Below are 21,029 nucleotides of genomic sequence, written 5' to 3' on the forward strand. Positions count from 1 at the left end.
GCGAAGTGTAGCGCATCAGTATCGATGCGCTGCGCAATCCCGACCAGTTTTTCATCTCCAATTCATGTATCTCATCGGCCTGATTGCCTTCCTGATTTCGCTGCCCATCCTCGGCATCGCCGGCGCGTGGCTGCAGCTCGACGCAGCCGCCATCGACGCCTTGCATCAGCAGATGCAGACGGTGTTGCCGGGCTACCTGGTGACCTCCGCATGGCTGGCCCTGTTCGTCACGCTGGGCGTGATTGCGATCGGCGCGGCCACGGCGGTGACGATCGGCTTGTTCGAATTTCGCGGCAAGCGTTTCTTTGCCTGGGCGCTGCTGCTGCCGATGGCGATGCCGGCCTATGTGTGCGCGTATGCGTACACCGACTTCCTGCAATACGGCGGCGCAGTGCAGACCAGCCTGCGCGCGCTGTGGCCGGGATTCCGTTTCGACGTGCGCAGCCTGGCGGGGGCGATCTTCCTGTTCATCTTTACCTTGTATCCATACGCCTACCTGCTGGCGCGCAATGCGCTCGGCGAACGCGGCGTGCATCTGATGGAGGCTGCGCGCCTGCTTGGCACACCGTTGAGCGCGCGTATCCGTCGTGTGGCCTTGCCGTTGGCGCGTCCGGCGCTGATGGCGGGCGCGGCGCTGGCCCTGATGGAGACGTTGGCCGATTACGGCGTCAGCGCCTATTTCGGTTTGACCACGTTCACCACCGGCATCTACAAGGCCTGGATGGTGATGGACGATCGCATCGCGGCGGCCCAGTACGCGTCCTTGCTGCTGCTGTTCGTCGCCGTGCTGTTGTGGCTGGAGCGTCGCGAGCAGGGGCGCATGCGTTTTGCCACGGTGCGGGGAAATCGCGCCAACGGCGCCGAAGCGCGCCTGCCGGTGTTGCGCGGCGCGCGCGAAGCACTAGCCTGGCTGGTGTGCGCGACGCCGGTGCTGCTGGGCTTCGTGCTCCCGGTGCTGATCCTGTTGCAATTGATGTGGCGCGAGAGCGAATTGTCGATGGCGACCAATCTGGCGCGCTACGCCGGCTGGACCTGGAACAGCTTCCGCTTCGGCGGCCTGGCGGCGGCGATTGCGGTGGTGCTGGCGCTGGCCCTGGGTTTTGCCCAGCGCGCCGGTGGCTTGCCGCGTTTCCAGTCGACGTTCTTGCGCCTCGTAGCACGCCTGGCTGCCATGGGATACGCCATTCCCGGTTCGGTGATTGCGATCGGTATTTTGCTGCCGGTTGCCTGGCTGCAGGCGACGTTCCCCGGCAGCGGCGCGGGCGTCTGGCTGACGGCGACCGCGCTCGGCGTGATCTATGCGTATCTGGTACGCTTTACGGCCGTGGCGATGCAGTCGGTGGAAGCCGGTTACACCCGCATCCCGGCAAGCCTGGACGAAGCCGCGCGCACCATGGGCGCTTCGCGCAGCCGCATTGTGCACAAGCTGCACATGCCGTTGTTGTGGCGCTCGCTGGCGACGGGAGCATTGATGGTATTCGTTGACGTGGTGAAAGAATTGCCGGCGACGCTGCTGTTGCGTCCCTTCAATACCGATACCCTGGCCGTGATCGCCCATAATCTGGCGCGCGACGAACGTCTCGGCGAGGCCGCGTTGCCGGCGCTGAGCATCGTGCTGGTCGGCTTGATCCCGGTGATGCTCGTGACGCGGGCCCTGCGCAGATACTGAACAAACGATAGAGGAAAAAAATGAGCCAATATGATTACGACCTGTTCACCATCGGCGGCGGTTCCGGCGGCGTACGCGCCAGCCGGTTTGCTTCACAATACGGCGCGCGCGTAGCGATTGCCGAGAGCAAGGATCTGGGCGGCACCTGCGTCAATGTCGGCTGCATCCCGAAAAAACTGATGTCCTACAGCGCGCACTTCCATGAAGATTTCGCCGACGCCGCCGGCTTCGGCTGGACCGTGGGCGAGACCAGTTTCGACTGGGCCGCGCTGATCGCCGCCAAAAACAAGGAGATCGCGCGTCTCAACGGCATCTACCGCAAGATCCTCGACGGCGCCAAGGTCGACGTCGTCGAAGGCTATGCGACGGTAGAAGACGCGCACACCGTCAGCGTCAATGGCAAGCGCTACACCGCCGCACACATCCTGGTGGCTACCGGCGGGCATCCGACGGTGCCGGAGATTCCAGGCAAGGAACTGGGCATCGTGTCGGATGACTTCTTCCATCTGACCGCCTTGCCAAAACGCAGCGTGGTGCTAGGCGGCGGCTATATCGCGGTGGAGCTGGCATCGATCCTCAATGGCCTCGGCAGCGAAGTGACGCTGGTGTATCGCGGCAAGCACCTGCTGCGCGGCATGGACAGCGAACTCGGCGTGTTCCTGGCGGAAGAAATGCGCAAGAAGGGCATGACCATCCTGTTCGAAAACAATATCGAAGCCATCGAAGCCATCAAGTCGGCCGGCGACGGCAAGCGCGTCAAGCTCAGCGACGGCAAGACCATCGACGCCGATTGCGTGCTGTTCGCCACTGGTCGTCATGCCAACACGGCGGGGCTGGGACTGGAGAAGGCCGGCGTCGCGCTGACCGACAAGGGCGCAGTCAAGGTCGACGATCATTTCGTCTCGGGAGTGCCGTCGATCCATGCGATCGGCGACGTCATCGATCGCGTCGCACTGACGCCGGTGGCGCTGGCCGAAGGCATGGTGGTGGCCGCTCGCCTGTTCAACCAAGGCGGCCGGGAAATGTCTTACGAGAATATTCCGACGGCGGTGTTCAGCCATCCGAACGTCGGCACGGTCGGCCTGAGCGAGGAAGACGCGCGCAAGAAAGTCGGCGAAGTGCGCATCTTCAAATCGGAATTCAAGGCGCTCAAGCACACCTTGAGCGGCAACACCGAACGCACCTTCATGAAGCTGGTGGTCGACGCAAAAAGTGATCGCGTGCTGGGCGTGCACATGGTCGGCGCCGATGCCGGCGAGATCGTCCAGGGCTTTGCGGTGGCCTTGCAATGTGGCGCCACCAAGGCCCAGTTCGACGCCACCATCGGCATTCATCCGACCTCGGCGGAAGAGTTCGTCACGATGCGTACGCCGGTGGCATAGGCATGCCGGACAACTCTCGCCGGAGAACGCTCCGGCGAGAGTGTCGTCAGTCCTGACCTAGCGCCAGAGCGCGTAGCCGATACGGAACTGCGGCGTCGATTTCTGGTTGTAAGTCAGCAGACTCTCGCCGTAACCATAGAAATAGCTCGCCATCAAATAACCGGCCATGCCCGGCACCAGCTTCGCCAGCGGGTAGGACAGCGTCGAGTCGGCGCTGCCCGAACTGCTGCGGGTACCCTTGCGCAAGGTGGTCGAAAACTCCACGCCGTCCGGCTTGCCCACTGCCAGCTTCAGATCCGCATGGCCGCGGTACTGGCCGATGTCGGGGTTGTCGGAGCTCGGGCCAAGGTAGGTGTAGACCTTGGGCGAAACGCGCAACTGGTAGTCGTTGAGGTTGCCGAACGTGAAGGTCGGTTCGACGAAGAAGGTGTTGATGCCGCGCGATTGCGCGCCGTCGCGGCCGTTCGACTCATGCTCCAGACCGGTTGAAACTGCCATGCGACTCAGGATGCTGTTGTGGATGCCGAGATCCGGCAGGTAATAGAACAGGCTCGGCCGGTAACTGGTGTCGCGGAACGGCGCCGACGGGCTTTGCAGATCCCACAGCGAATATTGGGTATAGCCGAAATACAGGTTGTCGATCAGGCCGCGCGAGCGCATGTCTTCCGGCTGGAAGATGCGGAACTTGAAGCTGAGCTGGAACTTGGCGTTGCGGTTGCCGCCGCTGTTGCCGGCCGCGAAATACATCGGCTCATGGAACGACAGGCGCGGGATATTGATCAGGTCGAGCGCGGCCGGCGCAATGCCGATCGGACTGGCGCTGGAACCCGGTGTGATCACCGAGGCGGATGGTGTGGCCGCGCCGGCCAGCGCGATGCCTTCCGCCGACGGCACCGGCATCTTGCCGTCCTTCGGGCGAATCACAGCCACCAGCACCGGTGAGGCATCCACACCCACGGTCTCGATGCGCACCACGCCGCGCAGGTAGTCGGGCAGGGTGGCGCTGTAGGAGATCTTGCGGAATTCGCCGCGCTTGAGCGTGATTTCTCCGGGCCCGCCGGCTTCGCGCTCCATGCGCAGCTGCACCGGCGGCGTCATGTCGGCCGAAGCCGCCACCACCAGATTGTCCGGGATGGTGTAAGCCTGGCTGTCGTGATCGTCTTCGGTGACCAGCAAGGTCAGGGTGAACGGCTTGTTGCCGTCGACCAGCTTGGGCGGCTGCAGCAGCGAAATGCCGGCGCTGGCGCCATGCATGAATGACAGCGCGCCGATGGCGGCCAGCGTCTGGATCAGGCGCTTGGGGGCTAAGGGACGTTGAGCTTGCGGGTGAGGAGTGAAGAGCATGAGGCCTGGATTTTTTGCTGTTGTAGGCGAAGGGCGCATTATCGTGTTTTTTATCGATTTATCAATTGTCGGGAATGGTGCATCAGCCCTATGGATTGGTTTCCGGGCGTAAAGTTGCTTCGATCCGACGTTTCATACGCTTAAGAATGTAAAGCGGCCTGATTTCAGACTTCGTCAGACTTCGATATGTCTTTTTGCGGGATAATGGGCTAAATGCCTAAAAAATGTTGATTATTAGTTTCATATTTACACATCATGTTATCCGCTTCCTACGATAGTTTGCTCGTTGTCATATCCCTGCTGGTGGCGGTGCTCGCCTCCTATACTGCATTGGACATGACGGAGCGGATCAACGCGACCCAAGAATATGCCGGTCGTTCCTGGTTGTTCGGCGGGGCCGTCGCGATGGGTATCGGTATCTGGTCGATGCACTTTGTCGGCATGCTCGCATTCCGTTTGCCCATTGATTTGGGCTACGACCCTTGGATTACCTCCCTGTCGCTGCTGATCGCGGTCGGCGTCTCGGGCTTCGCGCTGTGGATCGTCAGCCGCCCGGAGCTGCCAATGCGCCGCCTGATCAACAGCGCGCTGGCCATGGGTATCGGTATTGCCGCGATGCATTACACGGGCATGGCGGCCATGCTGATGACGCCCGGCATCCGCTACGATCCCTTGCTTTTTGCGGCGTCTGTGGCCGTGGCCATCGGTGCCTCGGGCGCAGCTTTGTGGATAGCCTTCCGCCTGCGCCGCAATACGCCGCACGTGAAGTTCGCGCGCGCCGGCGCGGCCGTGGTGATGGGTGTGGCCATCGTCGGCATGCATTACACCGGCATGGCGGCAGCGAATTTCCCCGAAGGCAGCTTCTGTCTCGCCGTGCGAGACGGCGTCAGCCCGGGCTGGCTGGCGATCCTGATCATTGTCGTGACGCTGGCGGTGCTGACGATCGCCTTGCTGACGTCGCTGCTGGATGCGCGGCTGGAGTCGCGCACCGCCAAGCTGGCGCGTTCGCTAGCCGAAGCCAATGAAGAACTCACGCAGCTGGTCTTGCACGACAACCTGACCAAGCTGCCCAACCGCACGTTGCTGGACGATCGCCTCAACCAGGCCATCGCCAAGGCGGCGCGCGAGCAGGGGCATTTTGCACTGATGTTTTGCGACCTCGACGGTTTCAAGGCGATCAACGATTCGCTCGGCCATCATGTCGGCGACCTGATGCTGGTGGAAGTGGCGCAACGCGTCCGCTCGGTCATGCGCGCGCAGGATACGGTGGCGCGGCTGGGTGGCGACGAGTTCGTGATGCTGGTTGACCTGAAGGAACCGGACGATGCTGTGACCGTCGCCGACAAGCTGGTCAAGATCATCAACGAGCCTTTCAATATCGAAAAGCACGAGCTGCGCGTCTCGGCCAGTATCGGCATCGCGATCTATCCGGAAGACGGCAGCAGCCGCCACGACCTGGTGATCAACGCCGACGCCGCCATGTACCACACCAAGCGCAGCGGCCGTAACGGCTACCATTTCTTTGAAGCGTCGATGAACGTCAACGCGCACAATCAGTTGCAATGGCTGCAAGACCTGCGCCTGGCGCTGGAGCGCAAGGAATTCATCCTGCATTACCAGCCCAAGTACAACTCGCCGAACGGCCCGGTGTTGGGCGCTGAAGCCTTGTTGCGCTGGCAGCATCCGGTACACGGACTGGTGGGGCCGGATGAGTTCATCGGCCTGGCCGAACGTTCCGGGCTGATCGTGCCGATCGGCGCATGGGTGCTTGACGAGGCCTGCCGCCAGATGAAGGTCTGGTTCGACATCGGTCACGAAGACTGGAAGATCGCCGTCAACCTGTCCGCTCTGCAGTTCGCGCAGACCGACCTGATCGAGCTGGTCAAGGACACGCTGGCGCGCCATAGCTTGCCGGCGCGCTGCCTGACGCTGGAAGTTACTGAGTCCACCGCCATGCACGATGCTGAAAGCAGCCTCAAGACGCTGCAGCAGATCGCCGACCTCGGTGTGGATATTTCGATCGACGATTTCGGCACCGGCTATTCGAGCCTGCTGTATCTGAAGCGCCTGCCCGCCAATGAACTGAAGATCGATCGCGGCTTCGTGCGCGACCTCAGCGACGGCAACGACGACGCGGCCATCATTTCGGCCATCGTGGCGCTGGGCCGTACGCTCAATCTGCGCATCGTCGCCGAAGGCGTGGAAACCACCAAGCAGCAGAATTTCCTGACCTCGGTCGGTTGCGACGCCTTGCAGGGTTACCTCATGGGCCGCCCGATGCCGCCCGACAAATTCATTGAGGCGACTTCCAACCTGCAGAAAAACGCCGCGCAGGCGTCCTGACTTTCCTCGACCCCGCCGATGTGTTCTTCCACTCGGCGGGATCTTCCCTGGCTGCAATAGATGGCGCGCCAAGCGGTGCCGATTCTCGTATTGCCCTTCGCCAACACAAGCCCCGCAAGCCATGAACAGACGTGACAGTCACACGCTGTTCCGCGCATTCAAGGTTTTCCTCCCGGAGCATTATGGAGAGTATGTGGCCGCCTGAGCCATGTAGGAAAATCAACATTTACCTGACTTGAATGGCAGGGGGGAAACATGAACGTGATTGGAAATATGAAAATCGGCAAGCGCCTCGGACTGGGCTTCGCGATCATCCTGGCATTGTCCGTTCTGGTTGCCGTGATTGGCGTCTGGCGTCTGCAAAGCGTGGCTAACGCGACGCAAGCCATGATGGATGTGCCGCTGGCCAAGGAACGCATGATCGGCGACTGGTATCGCCACACGTTTGCCGGCATCCGTCGCACGATTGCCGTGGCCAAGAGTTCGGATCCGAGCCTGTCGGCGTTCTTCAAGCCGGAAAGCGACGAAGCCACGCGTATTTCCGGTGATCTGCAAAAGAAGATTGCCGAGCTGATCGCCAGCGATGAAGAAAAGCAGCTGTACGACAAAATCATGGCGCTGCGCAAGGTCTACCTGTCGACCCGCGACACCATTTATAAAGCCAAGAACGAGCCTGGCGCTGATCCGGCCGCGATCGCCGCAGCGCTGGAAAAGGACTTCCTGCCGGCGGCGAAGAATTATTCGACGGAAGTGGAAAACCTGCTTGCACTTCAGCGCAAGACCATCGATCAACTCAATCAGCATGTGGCCGAAATCGCCACGCAAAGCGCCAACCTGCTGATCGTGCTGGAAGTGCTGGCGCTGGCATTGGGCATCACCTGCGCCTGGTATCTGACGACCGGCATCACGCGACCGCTGAACACCGCCGTCGACATTTCACGCCGCGTTGCCGAAGGCGACCTGTCGGTAGAGATCACCGTGACCACCAAAGATGAAGCCGGCCAGTTGCTGCAGGCGCTCAAGGACATGAATGTCAGCCTGCGCAATATTGTCGGCAACGTGCGCGTCGGCACCGACACCATCGCCACGGCGTCGAGCCAGATTGCCAGCGGCAATCTCGATTTGTCGAATCGTACCGAACAGCAGGCCGGCTCCCTGGAAGAGACCGCGTCGGCGATGGAACAACTGACCTCGACCGTCAAGCAGAATGCCGACAACGCGCGTCAGGCCAATCAACTGGCCGTGTCGGCGTCCGAAGTGGCGATCCAGGGCGGCAGCGTGGTGGGGCAGGTGATCAACACGATGAGCGCGATCAATGATTCGTCCAAGAAGATCGTCGACATCATCAGCGTGATCGACGGCATCGCTTTCCAAACCAATATCCTCGCCCTGAATGCGGCGGTGGAAGCGGCACGCGCCGGTGAGCAAGGGCGTGGTTTTGCGGTGGTGGCGTCGGAAGTGCGCAGCCTCGCACAGCGCTCTTCCGCTGCGGCGAAAGAGATCAAGACGCTGATCGATGATTCGGTCTCCAAGGTCGACGTCGGCAGCAAGCTGGTGGGGCAGGCCGGATCAACCATGGAAGAAGTGGTCTCCAGCGTCAAGCGCGTCACCGACATCGTCGGCGAAATCAGTTCGGCCAGCCAGGAGCAAAGCACCGGCATCGAAGAGGTCAACCGCGCGATTGCACAAATGGACGAGAGCACACAGCAGAATGCCGCACTGGTGGAGGAAGCCGCCGCCGCCGCACAATCACTGCAGGAACAGGCCGGCAAGCTGGCGGAACTGGTCAGCGTATTCAACATTGGCAATATTGGCAACACCGCAGGCCTGGCAGCGCCTGCAGCAAAGACTTCGCGACGCACGGTTGATATCAATCCGGCGCCGCGTCTGGGGTAATCGGGGGAGGGGAGCAGCCGTCGCCTTCACCGGCGACGGCTTTTTTTTGCGCTGAAATTCCTGGATTCGATCAGGTCAGTTCAGGTCGAGCATTCTGCTCGGTAATTTTCAGCCGCGCGCTGGCTCTTGCGCCGTGCTTTTTCCATCGCCTTGGCCGGCGCATTGCGCAGGTCCTCTTCGGCCCAGGACTTGCGCTGTGCAAGTTGGGCACACTTCCTCTTTTGCTTTTCGGCGACCAGTTTGGCGCGCGCTTCTGCACGCTCCTGTTTTTCGCGTTGCCGGTTCAGCTGCTTGTCTTCCGCTGCGCGACTTTTGTCGAGGCGCTGCTGGACGGCCTTGTCTTTGGCAGAGGTAGCCGGTACGGGACTTTTCACGCCGCGTGCATCATCGATGGCGACGGTCTTGCCGTTCGCGCAGGCGGCATCGCTGTAGGTGACTTTGCCGTCACTGTCGCATTTGTAGACGGCCCAGGCGGGCAGGGAACATAGCAGCAAGGACAGCAGCAAGGGCAGCGCGAGCAGTGGCGGGCGGACGGAAAGCATGGGTGAAACTCCTGGCGGCGGAGAAATGTGTTGTCGGGGGAGCCGACCGCCGCCGTCGGCTGCGATCAGAGCACTTTGCCGGGATTCATCAATCCGTGAGGATCCAGCGCCTGTTTGATGGCATGCATGAGCCGGAGTTCTACCGGCGATTTATAACGCCGGATTTCTTCACGTTTGAGTGCGCCGAGTCCGTGTTCGGCCGAGATCGAGCCGCCGAATTTGTCGACGCTGTCATGTACGGTCCGGTTGATGGCCGGTTGTTCGAGAATGAAGTCGGTGTCCTTGACGCCGGGCGGCGGCGAGACGTTGTAGTGCAGGTTGCCGTCGCCGAGATGGCCGAAAGTGACCATGCGGCAGCCGGGCGAGGTCTGCTGCACCAGCGCGTCGGTGACGCGGATGAATTCGCCGATGCGCGAGATCGGCACCGAGATGTCGTGCTTGATGTTCTTGCCTTCGTGCGCCTGCGCCATTGAGATGTGCTCGCGCAACTGCCACAGCGCTTTCGATTGCGCGATCGAGGTAGCGATGACGGCGTCGTCGATCAGTTCCTGCTCCAGCGCTAGGCCGATCACTGCTTCGAACATTTCCGAGGCATGCGCTTCGGATTCGCTGTCCGACAATTCCAGCAATACGTACTGCGGATGGAGACGCTCGAACGGCGCGCGATGCGGCGGGAAGTGTTTGGCAACCAGCTGCATGCAAAAATCCGACATCAGCTCGAATCCGGTCAGCGCCGCGCCGCAATGCGCTTGCGCCAGGCTCAGCAGGCGCAGCGCGTGGTCCGGCGTGCGCAATGCGGCCAGCGCGGTGACTTGCGCTTTCGGTTGCGGGAACAGTTTGACGACGGCGGCGGTGACGATGCCCAGCGTGCCTTCGGCGCCGATGAACAGGTCGCGCAGGTCGTAGCCGGTATTGTCCTTGCGCAGGCCGCGCAGGCTGCTCATGATCTCGCCCTGGGCGGTGACGACTTCCAGGCCCAGGCACAATTCGCGCGTATTGCCGTAGCGCAGAACCGCAGTGCCGCCGGCGTTGGTCGACAGGTTGCCGCCGATGGTGCAGCTGCCTTCCGCGGCCAGCGACAGCGGGAACAGGCGCTGCTCTGCCGCGGCGGCTTGCTGGATGTTTTGCAGGATGCAGCCGGCTTCGACCGTCATGGTGTTGTTGACCGGGTCGACTGCGCGGATGCGATTGAGGCGCGTCAACGACAGCAGCACCGCCTTGCCGCTGGTGTCGGGCACGCTGCCCAGCACCAGGCCGGTATTGCCGCCTTGCGGAACGATCGGCACCAGATATCGGGCGCACAGTCTGACCACGGCGGCGACCTCTTCGGTGCTGCCCGGTCGCAGCACGGCCAGCGCTCGGCCGGTATAGCGTCCGCGCTGGTCGGTCAGGTAAGCCGCAGTGTCGGCTTCGGCGGTGACGACGTAAGCGGCGCCGATGGCGTCGCGACAGGCTTGCAGGAAATCTTGTGGTGCCGCGGTCATGGTCATGTCCGAACAGTTATTGCGAAGCCTTCTGGATGGCCTGGCGGGCGATTTCCTTGGCGGCTTTCTTGTAAGGGGCCAGGTACATAACCGCGCACAGGAAATACACGCAACTGAGGGCGACTTCGATCCAGCCGAGCGTGATCGACGTGGCGACGCGGTCGCTGGTGGCGCGCACGATGCCTTCGGTGAAGTAGAGCAGGATCAGCATCGACGACCATTGCATGGTGTAGACGTCGCGCTTCAAGACGCCGCGCAAGGGGAACAGCAGCGGGATCACCTTGAGCACCATCCACGAACCGCCCGGTCGCAACGGCGCCAGCGCCAGTTCCCAGGCCACGCAGAGGATGATCAGCGCGACCAGACTGACGGCGGCGCCAAGATGGAAGATGCGAAAACGATGCGTGCTCAGTGTGCTCATTCAAGTCTCCTGCAGTTTGATGGCGTTCTGTGCGAGGCGCCGGCCGAGGGCAACCGCCAGCGCGCGGGTATCGTCGGAAATCGCCTGGTTGCCGTTGACGCCGGCCCAGTGGCTGGCGCCGTAAGGCGAGCCACCGGTGCTGGTACTCATCAGCTCGGGCTGGGTGTAGGGCAGACCGACGATGAGCATGCCGTGGTGCAGCAAAGGAATCATCATCGACAGCAAGGTCGACTCCTGGCCGCCGTGCATGCTGCCGGTCGCGGTGAACACGCTGGCGGGTTTGCCGGCCAGTGCGCCCGACAGCCACTGCGGTGCGGTGCCGTCCCAGAAATACTTCATCGCCGCGGCCATGTTGCCGAAGCGCGTCGGCGAGCCGAGCGCCAGCCCGGCGCATTGCTCGAGGTCGCTCAGTTCGACGTAGGGCGCGCCGTTGGCAGGCACGTCAGGTTCGGTGGCTTCGGTCACGGTGGAGACTGCGGGCACCGTGCGCAGGCGCGCATCGCAGCCCGGCACGCTTTCCACGCCCTGGGCGATCAATTCCGCCAGTTTGCGGGTGGAGCCGTGTCTCGAGTAGTAAAGGACCAGTATCGTTGTATTAGTTGTCTTCGGCATGTTGGTATTATAGGAGCCTTTATTTATCCATCGCTACGTGTTTCATGCTCGCATTTCGAGAATGAAACCTGGCGCATGACGAGGCGGTCCTCCAGCTTCTTCATGATTTTGATTGCTTTCTCTTGCTTACTTTTCTGAAACCCATGCAGGGCTTGTCTCGTACCCAGTTGCGTGATTTGTTCCGGTTCGCCGCCAAGCGGCTGAGCGACGATCGCCTGCCGCAGGTGGCGGGCAGCCTGACGTTTACCACCATCCTGTCGCTGGTGCCGCTGCTGACCATTGCGCTGGCGATCTTCACCGCGTTCCCGCTGTTCAGCACGTTCCGCTCGGCGCTGGAGGCGTATTTCGTCCAGAGCTTGATGCCCAAGGGCGTGGCCAGCACCATCCTCGGCTACCTGAACCAGTTCTCATCCAAGTCGGCGCGCCTGTCGGCGGTCGGCGGCGTGGCGCTGATCCTGACGTCGGTGCTGACCATGGCGACCATCGACCGCGTGTTCAACCAGATCTGGCGGGTCAAGAAGTCGCGTCCTTTGCTGCAGCGCATCCTGGTGTACTGGGCCATTATCACGCTCGGTCCCTTGCTGATCGGGATTTCCATCAGCGTGACCTCGTATCTGTATTCCGCCACCAACGGCGTGGTCACCAGCGTGCCGTTCATCGGCGCCAGTTTTTACACGCTGATTTCGGTGCTGCTGACGACCAGCGCGTTCACGCTGCTGTACGTCGCCGTGCCCAACCAGTGGGTCGACTGGCGCGACGCCGTCTGGGGCGGCTTGCTGGCGGGTGTGGGGGTGGAAATCGCCAAGCGCCTGTTTGCTGCCTATGTCATGAAATTCCCGACCTACACGATGGTGTACGGCACCGTGGCGGCCTTGCCGATTTTCCTGCTGTGGATTTACATGCTGTGGATGATCACGCTGGTGGGAGCGTTGGTGACCGCTGCGCTGCCGATCGTGCGCTACGAGCGTTGGTGGCATGTGGCGTCCCCGGGCAGCGAATTCATCGACGCCATGAAAGTGCTCAAGATCCTGCATGAAGCACGCGCCAATGGCGAGTCGGCGAAGGTGGATGCCGGTTTGCTGCGCACGCGCACGCAACTGGGGCTGGAAGAATTGCAGACCTTGCTGCAAAAGATGCTCGAAGCCGGCTGGGTCGGTTCGCTCAAGGGCGATGCCCCACGCCGGTCCGCCTGGAACAAGCGCCTGGCCGACGGTCTGGACCGCTGGACGCTGCTGATCAATCCGGAATCGCTGAAGCTGGTGGACGTGTATCGTCTGTTCGTGTTCGACAGCGCCACCCATGCCGGCGAAGACCAGCAACTGGTCAACCGGGTGGAAAGCGCGGTGTCGCTGGTGCTGGACCAGACGCTGGCGTCCTATTTTTCCGAAGGCGCGCAGGCGCCGGATTTGCGTGAAGTCAGTTCGGTAACGTTGACGGCGGTTGAGTGACTTCCCGCCCGGCGGTGTTCAGAACGATAGTTGCCCGGTCAATAGCTGCCAGTACATCACCCAGTCGCCCATGAAGGAATACAGCGGCTGGCGAAAACTGGCCGGGCGGTTCTTCTCGAAGCGGAAATGGCCTACCCAGGCAAAACCATAGCCGCACAGGACCGCCGCCGCCAGCCACCAGAAACTGTGCGTCAGCAGCAACATGCCCAGGCACAGCAGCGCCAGCGTCGAGCCGGCGAAATGCAGTTGGCGGCAGGTGCGGTTCGCATGTTCGCTCAGATAGCTTGGATAGAACTCGTCGAAGCTGGTGTATTTGACATGCAGGACGGTCGGCATACGGGTCTCCCTGTGTTCTTGTGATTTCAGGGTAGGCCTTGGCGCTGGTGGAATCAATGAAAAAATTTCATTTTCGTCATCGCATTGCGATTGTGGGCCGTCGCCAAACCTCGTACCATGCATATACCGCCATTGTTTGTGGATTTTTGCTCTCGCATGGGCTACATTCCGGACAGGAGCCCGACGCTCCATGGCTACAATAACTTAAGGATGACACCATGAAAGTCTCTGAAATTCTTAAAGTCAAAGGCAACATTCTCTTCACCGTGACCCCTGACACGCCGATTGCGGATGCCGTAGACGCAATGGCCGAGAAAGACATTGGCTCCCTGGTTGTCATGGAATTCGGCGAGCTGGTCGGCATGCTGACCTTCCGCGAAGTCCTCAAGACGCTGCAGGACAACAAAGGCTCAGTTGGAACCAGCAGCGTGCGCAAGCACATGGATGACCATCCGATTACCGTCACGCCCGACACCGACCTCAACGAAGTACGCCGCATCATGCTTGAAAAGCACGCGCGCTACGTGCCGGTCATGGACGCCAAGACGCTGCTGGGTGTGATGTCGTTCTACGACGTCGCCAAGGCCGTGCTGGACGCACAGGGCTTCGAGAACAAGATGCTCAAAGCTTATATCCGCGACTGGCCGGCGGAAGAAGAGAATAGCTGAGTTGCGCGCAGGCGGTGCTGCCGAAGTACAAGCCGCCGCCCGCCATAGAAACCGTTCATGCCGTCATGAACGGTTTTTTGTTGTCCGAATTCCTGTGTTCTTGTCCGCTTATCCACTCCCGATTCCACCTCCCATCCTCTTTACTCCATGAGTCAATCCAGCCAGTTTTCCCTGCTCGGTCAACGCCGTTTCGCGCCGTTCTTCTGGACCCAGTTTCTTGGCGCGCTCAACGACAACGTGTTCAAGACCGCGCTGCTGACCATCCTGACGTATGACGCGCTGAGCTGGACCACCATCGATACGGGCCTGCTCAACAACCTGATCCCGGGTTTGTTCATCCTGCCGTTCTTCCTGTTCTCGGCGACCGCCGGGCAGCTGGCCGACAAGATGGAAAAAGGCCGGCTGGCGCGCTACGTCAAGCTGCTGGAAATCGCCATCATGGGTATCGCCGCCTACGGCTGGATGACGCATCACCTGTGGTTGCTGGTGGTGGCCGTGGCCGGCATGGGCGTGCACTCGACCCTCTTCGGACCGGTTAAATACGCCTATTTGCCGCAGCAGCTCAAGCCGCAGGAACTGATTGGCGGCAACGGCGTGATCGAAATGGGCACCTTCGTCGGCATTCTGCTGGGCGAAGTGATCGGCGCCGTGTTGGTGGTGCACAAGCCGTTCGGGCTGGAAATGGTGGCGGTGATCACGATCGGCTTTGCCGTGCTCGGCTGGCTGGCCAGCCTGGGCATCCCGAATTCGCCGGCGCCGGCGCCTGACCTGAAAATCAACTGGAATCCGTTTACGGAAATGGTGCGCAACCTTGGTTTTTCGCGCCGCAACCGTCCGGTGTTCCTGTCGATCCTGGGCAATTCCTGGTTCTGGTTCTACGGCGCCATCGTGCTGGCGCAATTCCCGCTGTATGCGAAGAATTACCTGCATGGCGACCACAGCGTGTTCGTGCTGCTGCTGATGGTGTTTTCAGTGGGTATCGGCATCGGTTCTCTGCTGTGCGAGCGCCTCTCGGGGCACAAGGTGGAAATCGGTCTGGTCCCGTTCGGCGCGATCGGCCTGTCGGTGTTCGGACTCGAGCTGTACTTCGCCAGCGTCAGCTATACCGCCACGGCGGCGGTCGACATGAGCGGCTTCCTGGCGCAGCACGGCAGCCTGCGCATCCTGTTCGATTGCGCGATGATCGGCGTGTTCGGCGGCTTGTACATCGTGCCGCTGTTCGCCCTGATCCAGACGCGCTGCGATCCGGAACACGTCTCGCGCACCATCGCCGGCATGAACATCATGAACTCGCTGTTCATGGTGGTGGCGGCTTTGCTGGCAATGGTGCTGTTGCGTTCGGGCTTCACGATTCCGCAGATATTCCTCACCACGGCGATCCTCAATGCGCTGGTGGCGAGCTACATCTTCTCGCTGGTGCCGGAATTCCTGATGCGCTTCCTGGCGTGGATGCTGATCCACACCATCCACCGGGTACGCACCGTCAACGCCGATCTGATTCCCAAGCACGGTGCGGCGGTGCTGGTCTGCAACCACGTCAGCTATGTCGACGCCATCGTGATCATGGCGGCCAGTCCGCGGCCGATCCGCTTCGTCATGGATCACCGGATCTTCAAGACGCCGGTGCTGTCGTGGATCTTCCGCACCGCCAAGGCGATTCCGATTGCGCCCGCCAAGGAAGACCCGTGGCTGATGGAAAAGGCCTACGTCGACATTGCCCAGGCGCTGCATGAAGGCGACCTGGTCTGCATCTTCCCGGAAGGCAAGCTGACCAGCACCGGCGAGATCAATGAATTCAAGGGAGGCATCAAGAAAATCATCGACCGCTCGCCGGTGCAGGTCTTCCCGCTGGCCCTGCGCGGCTTGTGGGGCAGCATGCTCACGCGCGGTGGCGGCAATCCCTTCCATCGTTCGTTCAAGCGTGGCTTGTTTTCGAAGCTGGAGCTGGCGGTAGGCGAGCCGATTCCGGCTGAGCAAGCGACGCCGGAATACCTGCAGCAACGCGTGAGTGAACTGCGCGGCGAGTGGAAGTAAGCGCCACACTGGTAAAATTCGACTTTCAGATCATTAAAAGCAGAGCTTCGTTATGTCCGGCAATACCCTCGGCACGCTGTTTACCGTTACCACCTTCGGCGAATCCCATGGCCCGGCCATCGGTTGCGTGATTGACGGCTGCCCGCCGGGCATGGAGCTCTCCGAAGCCGATATTCAGCCTGAACTGGACCGTCGCAAGCCCGGCACCTCGCGCCATGTGACCCAACGCCAGGAGCCGGATACGGTCGAAATCCTGTCCGGCGTGTTCGAAGGCAAAACTACCGGCACGCCGATCGCGCTGCTGATCCGCAACCAGGATCAGCGCAGCAAGGATTACGGCAATATTCTTGATACTTTCCGTCCCGGCCATGCCGACTACACCTACTGGCACAAGTACGGTATCCGCGATCCGCGCGGCGGCGGCCGTTCGTCGGCGCGCCTGACTGCGCCAGTGGTCGGTGCGGCGGCGGTGGCCAAGAAATGGCTGTTCGAGAAATACGGCACCACCTTCAAGGGCTGCATGAGCCAGCTCGGCGACGTCGCGATTCCGTTCGAATCCTGGGAACACGTACGCGAAAATCCTTTCTTCGCCGCCAACGCGACCATCATTCCGCAACTGGAAGACTACATGGACGCCTTGCGCAAGGCCGGCGATTCCTGCGGCGCGCGCATTGACGTGGTGGCGCAGAATGTACCGGTCGGACTGGGCGAGCCGATTTACGACAAACTCGATGCCGAGATCGCCTTTGCCCTGATGGGCATCAACGCCGTCAAGGGCGTGGAAATCGGCGCCGGCTTCAAGTCGGTGGCGCAAAAAGGCACGGAACATGGCGACGCGCTGACGCCGGAAGGTTTCGTCGGCAACAACGCCGGCGGCATTTTGGGTGGTATTTCGACCGGCCAGGACATCACCGCGTCGATCGCCATCAAGCCGACCTCCAGCATCCGGTCGCCGCGTCCGTCGATCGACAAGGCCGGCCACGCCACCGACGTCGAAACCCATGGTCGTCACGATCCCTGCGTCGGCATTCGCGCCACGCCGATCGCCGAAGCCATGCTGGCCTTGGTGTTGATGGATCACGCCCTGCGCCATCGTGCGCAATGCGGCGACGTGCATGTGACGACGCCGCAGATCGCCGCCCAAAAATAAATCGAATTTGCCGCATTTTCCGGCGGCAGGCAGAACCGAGTTGTGGTGCGCGGGTCGAATGATCCGCAAGCACAGGGAGGCATTGCGTCCACAACAACGATGCGCGGCCACGCCGCAGCATCGGTCTGACCGGACCTCTGTTCCCCTGTATTTTTATCTTTCACGAGGGGGATGGCATGGGCTACAAGGCAATCAAAACACTGCAAACATTGCGTCAACAACAATTCCTGCCGCGACTGCTGATCGCGGCGGCCGCGCTGGCGCTGACCGCCTGCGAAAGCGTGCAGACCACTCAGGGCGGGGCGGTCGGCGTGACCCGTTCGCAAAGCATGGCCTTGTCCGCGCAGGAAATCGACAACGCCGCCGTCAAGGAATACGCCCAAGTGCTCGATGAGCAAAGGAAGAAGGGCGCGCTGAACCAGAACGCCGCCCAGGTGCGCCGCGTGCGCGCCATCGCCGACCGGCTGATCCCGCAAACGGTGGCGTTCCGTCCCGACGCCGCCAAGTGGAAATGGGAAGTCAACGTCATCACCTCGCCGGAAGCCAACGCCTGGTGCATGCCCGGCGGCAAGATCGCGGTCTACACCGGCCTGATCGAGAAACTCAAGATCACCGATGACGAGCTGGCCGCCGTGATGGGCCATGAAATCTCCCACGCCTTGCGCGAACATGCGCGCGAACGCGCCTCCGAGCAGGCCGTGACCGGCTCGCTGATTTCCATCGGTTCGTCCATCCTCGGCGTTGGCGAACTCGGCCAGCAGGGCGCGCAGTACGCCTACATGGGCCTGGTCGGCCTGCCCAATTCACGCACCCACGAAACCGAAGCCGACCGCATGGGCGTGGAGCTTGCCGCCCGCGCCGGTTACGATCCGCGCGCGGCGATTTCCCTGTGGCAAAAAATGGGGCAGATCGGCGGCAGCGAACCGATGAAGTTCATGTCCACGCATCCTTCACGCGAAGACCGGATCAGCGACCTGACCGTGTATTCGCAGCGCGTGATGCCGCTCTACGAGCAAACTAAAAAAACACGCTGAAAACCTGTCCACGATCTTACTGCGAGGCCATGATCCGGCGTCGGGCGGTGCTCGGAATCCTCATGTGCTCAAGCACACTCCGGTTCCTGCGCTCCGGCCGCCACCGGCTGATGGCCTCTCGCTACAGATCGTGAACAGGTTTCGAAGCAAAGCGTTGTCCGAGCGCCTCCAAAACCACATTGCCGCCTCGGAAAAGGCGTGTTTATGGCATAATCAAAAGCTCATTTCAACGACTTGCGTAGCCTTTACACGCCCGCATCATCATGCTCAAGACGCTATACGACAAACTTTGGGAATCTCACGTTGTTCATGCTGAACAAGACGGAACGGCCATTTTGTACATTGACCGTCACCTATTGCATGAAGTGACCAGCCCGCAAGCATTCGAAGGCCTCAAGCTGGCCGGCCGCCAGCCATGGCGCAATGCCGCCAATCTGGTGGTGGCCGATCACAATGTGCCGACCACCAACCGCGCCAACGGCATCGCCGATCCGATCTCGCGCCTGCAGGTCGAGACGCTGGACGCCAACGCCAAGGAATACGGCCTGACCTATTTCGGCATGAACGACAAGCGCCAGGGCATCGTGCACGTCATCGGCCCAGAGCAAGGCGCGACGCTGCCCGGCATGACCGTGGTCTGCGGTGATTCGCACACGTCCACGCACGGCGCTTTTGCCTGTCTGGCGCACGGCATCGGCACCTCCGAAGTTGAACACGTGCTGGCGACGCAAACGCTGCTGGCCAAGAAATCCAAGTCCATGCTGGTCCAGGTCGACGGCGCCTTGCCGAACGGCGTGACCGCTAAAGACATCGTCCTGGCCGTGATCGGCAAGATCGGCACCGCCGGCGGCACCGGCTACGCGATCGAATTCGCCGGTTCGACCATGCGCTCCTTGACCATGGAAGGCCGCATGACGGTCTGCAACATGGCCATCGAAGCAGGCGCACGCGCCGGCATGATCGCAGTCGACGACACCACGATCAACTATCTCAAGGGCCGTCCGTTCTCGCCTGCGGGTCCACACTGGGAGCGCGCTGTGTCGTACTGGCGCACGCTGCATTCCGATCCGGGCGCCAAGTTCGACATGGTTGTGACATTGAACGCCACCGAGATCAAGCCGCAAGTGACCTGGGGCACCTCGCCGGAAATGGTGACGGCCATCGACAGCCGCGTGCCGGATCCGGACAAGGAAAAAGACGCCACCAAGCGCGACGGCATGGAAAAGGCCCTGGCCTACATGGCGTTGAAGCCCAATACCCCGATCGAAGACATCCGCATCGACAAGGTGTTCATCGGCTCCTGCACCAACTCGCGCATCGAAGATCTGCGTGAAGCGGCGGCGGTGGTGCGCGGCAAGTTCCGCGCGTCCAACGTCAAGCTGGCGATGGTGGTGCCGGGCTCCGGCCTGGTCAAGGAGCAGGCCGAGCGCGAAGGCCTGGACAAGATTTTCCGTGATGCCGGTTTTGAATGGCGCGAGCCTGGCTGTTCGATGTGTCTGGCGATGAACGCCGACCGTCTGGAGCCGGGCGAGCGTTGCGCATCGACGTCCAACCGCAACTTCGAAGGACGTCAGGGCGCCGGCGGCCGTACTCACCTGGTGAGCCCGGCGATGGCGGCTGCAGCAGGTATCGCAGGACATTTCGTTGACGTACGTTCTTTGTAAATAAAACTACCTTGGTGAACTCATGAAAAAAATAATCGCTTTGGCCGCACTGGCTGTTTCCATCCTGACACTGACTGCATGCAACACCGTGCGCGGTTTCGGTGAAGATGTCTCGCACGTCGGCGACAAGATGCAGGACGCGAGCAAGAAGTAATAACGCAGGTGGCGGCAGCCGGTGTATTTGCATCGTTGTCGCTGATTCGTTTTGTTGAGATAAAAGAAATCGGTTGATCGGGTTGCCGCATGGTGCGGCGATCCATCATCGATAAAAGTGCCATGAATAAATTTATTGTCCATGATGGTCTGGTTGCTCCGCTTGATCGCGCCAACGTCGATACCGACGCGATCATTCCCAAGCAATTCCTGAAATCGATCCAACGCAGCGGCTTCGGTCCGAACCTGTTCGACGAATGGCGTTACCTGGATCACGGCGAGCCGGGCATGGACAATTCCAAGCGCCCGCTGAATCCGGATTTCGTGCTGAACCAGGCGCGTTATCAAGGCGCATCGGTGCTGCTGGCGCGCAAGAATTTCGGTTGCGGCTCCTCGCGCGAACATGCGCCGTGGGCGCTGGATCAGTTCGGTTTCCGCGCAGTGATTGCGCCGAGCTTTGCCGATATTTTCTTCAATAATTGCTTCAAGAACGGCTTGCTGCCGATCGTGCTGCCGGAGCAGCAGATCGATCGCCTGTTCGATGAAGTGAAGGCATTCCCGGGCTTCCGCCTGATCATCGACCTGGAAAAACAGGTCGTCACTACCGCCAATGGCAGTCAGACTTATCCGTTTGAAGTCGGCGAATTCCGTAAGTATTGCTTGCTCAACGGCCTGGACGACATCGGTCTGACATTGCGCCAAGCGGACAAAATCCGCGCTTTTGAAGAGCGTCACCTGTTCGATCAACCTTGGCTGGCCAACACCATCTGAGCACGCGGTTAAGTACATTCGCGCAGGTTCTGAAGTTTCCGATTAGCCGGATGTCCCGCCGCACGGTCGCCAAGACCG

General features: G+C 61.1%; 18 protein-coding genes and 1 other RNA gene. 13 read left to right on the forward strand and 6 right to left on the reverse strand.

Features of this window, described 5'->3' with window-relative positions; all coding sequences use genetic code 11:
• Positions 1-64: 64 nt before the first annotated feature.
• Together E4P32_RS01125 and gorA are read left to right on the forward strand one after the other, a co-directional pair.
• On the forward strand, positions 65-1,669 hold the full coding sequence (locus E4P32_RS01125; protein WP_116433638.1) for an iron ABC transporter permease: 1,605 nt from the start codon (positions 65-67) through the stop codon (positions 1,667-1,669).
• A 20-nt stretch (positions 1,670-1,689) separates the two neighbouring features.
• Positions 1,690-3,051, forward strand: a complete 1,362-nt coding sequence (gene gorA, locus E4P32_RS01130) for a glutathione-disulfide reductase (RefSeq protein ID WP_116433637.1) — start codon at positions 1,690-1,692, stop codon at positions 3,049-3,051.
• A 57-nt stretch (positions 3,052-3,108) separates the two neighbouring features.
• On the opposite strand, the gene E4P32_RS01135 is transcribed toward gorA, so the two are convergent.
• The gene (locus tag E4P32_RS01135; protein WP_116433636.1) at positions 3,109-4,395 is read right to left on the reverse strand and encodes a phospholipase A; all 1,287 of its coding nucleotides are present in this window, start codon (positions 4,393-4,395) and stop codon (positions 3,109-3,111) included.
• Positions 4,396-4,650: 255 nt separating this feature from the next.
• Between E4P32_RS01135 and E4P32_RS01140 the strand changes: the two genes are divergently transcribed.
• Complete coding sequence (locus E4P32_RS01140; protein WP_116433635.1) at positions 4,651-6,738, forward strand: bifunctional diguanylate cyclase/phosphodiesterase; 2,088 nt, start codon at positions 4,651-4,653, stop codon at positions 6,736-6,738.
• Positions 6,739-6,993: 255 nt separating this feature from the next.
• Positions 6,994-8,634, forward strand: a complete 1,641-nt coding sequence (locus tag E4P32_RS01145; protein WP_116433634.1) for a methyl-accepting chemotaxis protein — start codon at positions 6,994-6,996, stop codon at positions 8,632-8,634.
• Between the two features lie 80 nt (positions 8,635-8,714).
• On the opposite strand, the gene E4P32_RS01150 is transcribed toward E4P32_RS01145, so the two are convergent.
• The 4 genes from E4P32_RS01150 to wrbA all read right to left on the reverse strand — a co-directional run bounded on the left by E4P32_RS01150 (position 8,715) and on the right by wrbA (position 11,693).
• On the reverse strand, positions 8,715-9,176 hold the full coding sequence (locus E4P32_RS01150) for a DUF4124 domain-containing protein (protein WP_116433633.1): 462 nt from the start codon (positions 9,174-9,176) through the stop codon (positions 8,715-8,717).
• Between the two features lie 65 nt (positions 9,177-9,241).
• Entirely contained in the window at positions 9,242-10,660 is a 1,419-nt protein-coding gene (locus tag E4P32_RS01155; RefSeq protein ID WP_116433959.1) for an FAD-binding oxidoreductase, read from the reverse strand.
• Between the two features lie 16 nt (positions 10,661-10,676).
• Complete coding sequence (locus tag E4P32_RS01160; RefSeq protein WP_116433632.1) at positions 10,677-11,081, reverse strand: DUF2069 domain-containing protein; 405 nt, start codon at positions 11,079-11,081, stop codon at positions 10,677-10,679.
• A complete protein-coding gene (gene wrbA, locus E4P32_RS01165; protein WP_116433631.1) occupies positions 11,082-11,693 on the reverse strand; it encodes an NAD(P)H:quinone oxidoreductase in 612 nt (203 codons plus the stop codon).
• 143 nt (positions 11,694-11,836) lie between these two features.
• Between wrbA and E4P32_RS01170 the strand changes: the two genes are divergently transcribed.
• Positions 11,837-13,141: a YihY family inner membrane protein gene (locus E4P32_RS01170; protein WP_116433630.1), complete on the forward strand. Its 1,305-nt coding sequence runs from the start codon at positions 11,837-11,839 to the stop codon at positions 13,139-13,141.
• Between the two features lie 18 nt (positions 13,142-13,159).
• Here the strand turns inward: E4P32_RS01170 and E4P32_RS01175 are convergent, their stop codons facing one another.
• Positions 13,160-13,477: a DUF962 domain-containing protein gene (locus E4P32_RS01175; RefSeq protein WP_116433629.1), complete on the reverse strand. Its 318-nt coding sequence runs from the start codon at positions 13,475-13,477 to the stop codon at positions 13,160-13,162.
• A gap of 218 nt (positions 13,478-13,695) precedes the next feature.
• Here E4P32_RS01175 and E4P32_RS01180 point away from each other — a divergent pair, with 218 nt between their 5' ends.
• The 8 genes from E4P32_RS01180 to leuD all read left to right on the forward strand — a co-directional run bounded on the left by E4P32_RS01180 (position 13,696) and on the right by leuD (position 20,951).
• Complete coding sequence (locus tag E4P32_RS01180) at positions 13,696-14,145, forward strand: CBS domain-containing protein (protein ID WP_016833438.1); 450 nt, start codon at positions 13,696-13,698, stop codon at positions 14,143-14,145.
• Between the two features lie 147 nt (positions 14,146-14,292).
• Complete coding sequence (locus tag E4P32_RS01185) at positions 14,293-16,179, forward strand: MFS transporter (RefSeq protein WP_116433628.1); 1,887 nt, start codon at positions 14,293-14,295, stop codon at positions 16,177-16,179.
• 52 nt (positions 16,180-16,231) lie between these two features.
• Entirely contained in the window at positions 16,232-17,329 is a 1,098-nt protein-coding gene (gene aroC, locus E4P32_RS01190) for a chorismate synthase (protein WP_116433627.1), read from the forward strand.
• Between the two features lie 176 nt (positions 17,330-17,505).
• Positions 17,506-18,363, forward strand: a complete 858-nt coding sequence (locus tag E4P32_RS01195) for a M48 family metallopeptidase (protein WP_233526590.1) — start codon at positions 17,506-17,508, stop codon at positions 18,361-18,363.
• A 62-nt stretch (positions 18,364-18,425) separates the two neighbouring features.
• Positions 18,426-18,500, forward strand: a non-coding RNA gene (locus tag E4P32_RS01200) — sX9 sRNA.
• Between the two features lie 126 nt (positions 18,501-18,626).
• Positions 18,627-20,027 (forward strand): 3-isopropylmalate dehydratase large subunit, encoded by a 1,401-nt coding sequence (leuC, locus tag E4P32_RS01205; RefSeq protein ID WP_116433626.1) that lies wholly within the window; start codon positions 18,627-18,629, stop codon positions 20,025-20,027.
• A 22-nt stretch (positions 20,028-20,049) separates the two neighbouring features.
• Positions 20,050-20,181: an entericidin A/B family lipoprotein gene (locus E4P32_RS01210; protein WP_116433625.1), complete on the forward strand. Its 132-nt coding sequence runs from the start codon at positions 20,050-20,052 to the stop codon at positions 20,179-20,181.
• Between the two features lie 122 nt (positions 20,182-20,303).
• Positions 20,304-20,951, forward strand: coding sequence for a 3-isopropylmalate dehydratase small subunit (leuD, locus tag E4P32_RS01215; RefSeq protein WP_116433624.1), 648 nt, complete (start codon positions 20,304-20,306; stop codon positions 20,949-20,951).
• Positions 20,952-21,029 lie beyond the last annotated feature (78 nt).

The organism is Herbaspirillum sp. 3R11 (assembly GCF_004563925.1).
Classification (GTDB): Bacteria; Pseudomonadota; Gammaproteobacteria; order Burkholderiales; family Burkholderiaceae_D; genus Herbaspirillum.

Bases quoted from the DNA above. Each gene is read 5' to 3' on its own strand.
- gorA (WP_116433637.1), top strand. From the start codon at position 1,690: ATGAGCCAATATGATTACGACCTGTTCACCATCGGCGGCGGTTCCGGC.
- leuD (WP_116433624.1), top strand. From the start codon at position 20,304: ATGAATAAATTTATTGTCCATGATGGTCTGGTTGCTCCGCTTGATCGC.
- E4P32_RS01180 (WP_016833438.1), top strand. From the start codon at position 13,696: ATGAAAGTCTCTGAAATTCTTAAAGTCAAAGGCAACATTCTCTTCACC.
- E4P32_RS01210 (WP_116433625.1), top strand. From the start codon at position 20,050: ATGAAAAAAATAATCGCTTTGGCCGCACTGGCTGTTTCCATCCTGACA.
- E4P32_RS01170 (WP_116433630.1), top strand. From the start codon at position 11,837: ATGCAGGGCTTGTCTCGTACCCAGTTGCGTGATTTGTTCCGGTTCGCC.
- E4P32_RS01175 (WP_116433629.1), bottom strand. From the start codon at position 13,477: ATGCCGACCGTCCTGCATGTCAAATACACCAGCTTCGACGAGTTCTAT.
- E4P32_RS01185 (WP_116433628.1), top strand. From the start codon at position 14,293: ATGAGTCAATCCAGCCAGTTTTCCCTGCTCGGTCAACGCCGTTTCGCG.
- leuC (WP_116433626.1), top strand. From the start codon at position 18,627: ATGCTCAAGACGCTATACGACAAACTTTGGGAATCTCACGTTGTTCAT.
- E4P32_RS01160 (WP_116433632.1), bottom strand. From the start codon at position 11,081: ATGAGCACACTGAGCACGCATCGTTTTCGCATCTTCCATCTTGGCGCC.
- E4P32_RS01140 (WP_116433635.1), top strand. From the start codon at position 4,651: ATGTTATCCGCTTCCTACGATAGTTTGCTCGTTGTCATATCCCTGCTG.
- aroC (WP_116433627.1), top strand. From the start codon at position 16,232: ATGTCCGGCAATACCCTCGGCACGCTGTTTACCGTTACCACCTTCGGC.
- E4P32_RS01155 (WP_116433959.1), bottom strand. From the start codon at position 10,660: ATGACCGCGGCACCACAAGATTTCCTGCAAGCCTGTCGCGACGCCATC.
- E4P32_RS01125 (WP_116433638.1), top strand. From the start codon at position 65: ATGTATCTCATCGGCCTGATTGCCTTCCTGATTTCGCTGCCCATCCTC.
- E4P32_RS01145 (WP_116433634.1), top strand. From the start codon at position 6,994: ATGAACGTGATTGGAAATATGAAAATCGGCAAGCGCCTCGGACTGGGC.
- E4P32_RS01150 (WP_116433633.1), bottom strand. From the start codon at position 9,176: ATGCTTTCCGTCCGCCCGCCACTGCTCGCGCTGCCCTTGCTGCTGTCC.
- E4P32_RS01195 (WP_233526590.1), top strand. From the start codon at position 17,506: ATGGGCTACAAGGCAATCAAAACACTGCAAACATTGCGTCAACAACAA.
- E4P32_RS01135 (WP_116433636.1), bottom strand. From the start codon at position 4,395: ATGCTCTTCACTCCTCACCCGCAAGCTCAACGTCCCTTAGCCCCCAAG.
- wrbA (WP_116433631.1), bottom strand. From the start codon at position 11,693: ATGCCGAAGACAACTAATACAACGATACTGGTCCTTTACTACTCGAGA.